The sequence below is a fragment of the Actinomycetospora sp. genome (assembly GCF_055612215.1).
In genome coordinates this window covers 1-2,609 of record NZ_JBVPVA010000192.1, presented here as the reverse complement: position 1 = coordinate 2,609, position 2,609 = coordinate 1, and the positions used below count along the sequence as shown (strand labels likewise).

General features: G+C 74.0%; 1 protein-coding gene and 1 pseudogene. One reads left to right on the top strand and one right to left on the bottom strand.

The features are described 5' to 3' along the window. A partial coding sequence (locus tag AC0CYZ_RS05265) for an ATP-dependent Clp protease ATP-binding subunit (protein WP_472213027.1) occupies window positions 1-2,057 on the bottom strand: 2,057 nt, incomplete at its 3' end. 301 nt (window positions 2,058-2,358) lie between these two features. On the opposite strand from AC0CYZ_RS05265, the pseudogene AC0CYZ_RS05260 reads away from it, so the two are divergent. Then, window positions 2,359-2,609, top strand: a pseudogene (locus tag AC0CYZ_RS05260) (hypothetical protein); the annotation flags it as partial.

Below are 2,609 nucleotides of genomic sequence, written 5' to 3'. Positions count from 1 at the left end.
GGGTGCGCCTTCTCGACCTCGTCGAGCAGCACCACCGCGTACGGGCGGCGCCGGACGGCCTCGGTGAGCTGACCGCCCTGGTCGTAGCCGACGTAGCCGGGGGGCGCCCCGACGAGCCGGGCGACCGAGTGCTTCTCGCCGTACTCCGACATGTCGATGCGGATCATCGCCCGCTCGTCGTCGAACAGGAACGCGGCGAGGGCCTTGGCCAGCTCGGTCTTCCCGACGCCGGTGGGCCCGAGGAAGAGGAACGACCCGGTCGGCCGGTCGGGGTCGGCGACCCCGGCCCGGGTGCGGCGCACCGCGTCGGACACCGCGCGGACGGCCTCGGCCTGGCCGACGACGCGGCGGCCGAGCTCGTCCTCCATGCGCAGCAGCTTCGCCGTCTCGCCCTCGAGCAGGCGACCGGCCGGGATGCCGGTCCACGCGGAGACGACGTCGGCGACGTCGTCGGGGCCGACCTCCTCCTTGAGCATGATCGGGCCCGCCGCGGCGCTGGCCTCGTCGGCGGCCGCGAGCTCCTTCTCCAGGGCCGGGATGCGCCCGTAGCGCAGTTCGGCGACCTTCGCGTAGTCGCCGTCGCGCTCGGCGCGCTCGGACTCGCCGCGCAGCGCCTCGAGCTGCTCCTTGAGGCCGCGGGCCGAGTTGATCGTCTCCTTCTCGCCCTGCCACCGGGCGGTGAGGGCGTCGAGCTCCTCGCGCTTCTCGGCGAGCTCGGCGCGCAGCGCCACCAGCCGCTCGGCCGACGCGGGGTCGGACTCCTTGGCCAGCGCCATCTCCTCGATCTCGAGGCGGCGCACGGCGCGCTCCACCTCGTCGATCTCGACCGGCCGCGAGTCGATCTCCATGCGCAGCCGCGAGCTGGCCTCGTCCACGAGGTCGATCGCCTTGTCGGGCAGGAAGCGCGCGGTGATGTAGCGGTCGGAGAGCGTCGCGGCGGCGACGAGGGCGGCGTCGGTGATCCGCACGCCGTGGTGCACCTCGTAGCGCTCCTTGAGGCCGCGGAGGATCCCGACGGTGTCCTCCACGCTCGGCTCGCCGACGAACACCTGCTGGAAGCGGCGCTCCAGGGCCGGATCGGACTCGATGTGCTTGCGGTACTCGTCGAGCGTGGTCGCCCCGACCATGCGCAGCTCACCGCGCGCGAGCATCGGCTTGATCATGTTGCCGGCGTCCATGGCGGACTCGCCGGATGCGCCCGCGCCGACGATGGTGTGCAGCTCGTCGATGAAGGTGATGACCTGGCCGGCGGAGTCGGTGATCTCGCCGAGGACGGCCTTGAGGCGCTCCTCGAACTCGCCGCGGTACTTGGCGCCCGCCACCATCGAGCCGAGGTCGAGCGCCACGACCCGCTTGTCGCGCAGCGACTCCGGGACGTCGCCCGCGACGATGCGCTGCGCCAGTCCCTCGACGATCGCGGTCTTCCCGACGCCGGGCTCACCGATGAGGACGGGGTTGTTCTTCGTGCGGCGCGAGAGCACCTGCACGACCCGCCGGATCTCGGCGTCGCGGCCGATCACGGGGTCGAGCGCTCCGGAGCGGGCACGCTCGGTGAGATCCTGTCCGTACTTCTCGAGGGCCTGGAAGGTGCCCTCGGGGTCGGGCGAGGTGATGCGGGCGGAACCCCGGACCTTGCCGAAGGCCTCCTGGAGCGCCGTGGCCGTGGCGCCGTGGCGGGCGAGGACGTCGGCCGCACGGCCACCGGCGGCGGCCACCCCGACGAGCAGGTGCTCGGTCGAGACGTACTCGTCGCCCATGTCGGCCGCCAGCTGCTGGGCGTGGGTCAGGACGCGCGCCGAGTCCCCGTCGAACTGCGGGGCGGACACGCCCGACCCGGTCGCGCTCGGCATCGAGGCGAGGAGTCGCTCGGTCTCGGCCCGGACCGCCGTGGGGTCGGCGGAGACGGCCCTGAGCAGGGGAGTCGTGATGCCGTCGGTCTGGTCGAGGAGGGCGATGACGAGGTGGGCCGGGGACACCTGCGGGTGCCCCGACGCGGTGGCGGCGCGGACCGCGGCGGACACCGCCTGCTGGGTGCGCGTCGTCGGCGAGAAGTCCATCGATGGCCTTTCCTGCGGCCCGGTGGCGGGCCGGTCTCGTGTGCTGGGTGATCGTGCGGACGGTGTCGGGGTGATCGCTGCCGACGCGCCGGGGACGCGCGCGCGGACCACATCGGGAACAGCATCCCAGAAGTTGAGTGTATTCCGCTCAAGTCATGGTGACTTCCCGGTTCCGGACATCCCGACCAGTACGCGGAGTGACGAAACCGGGACCGTTCGCGATCGCACGGCACGCTCTGTCATGATGGGCCGGATCCAGGCGTGGGACGGGACCGCGCCGGGGCGACGAGGGGAGGTCGGCATGTCGGCGGACGCTGCCGAGCCGATCGACCCCGCCGCGCCGAGGGGTGGGGCGCGCGCGGGCGAGACCGGCGGGTCCACCGCGCGCCCCGACGGCCCCGGCGCCGCCCAGAGCGACGCCGAGCGCGCGCGGACGCTGCGCCTCGTCCCGGGGGGAGCCCGGCCCACCGCGCTCACCCGGCCGCCCACGGTGCCGCCGCCCCCCGAGGCGATGCCCACCGCACCGATGCCCGCGCGGCCCCCGCACACCTC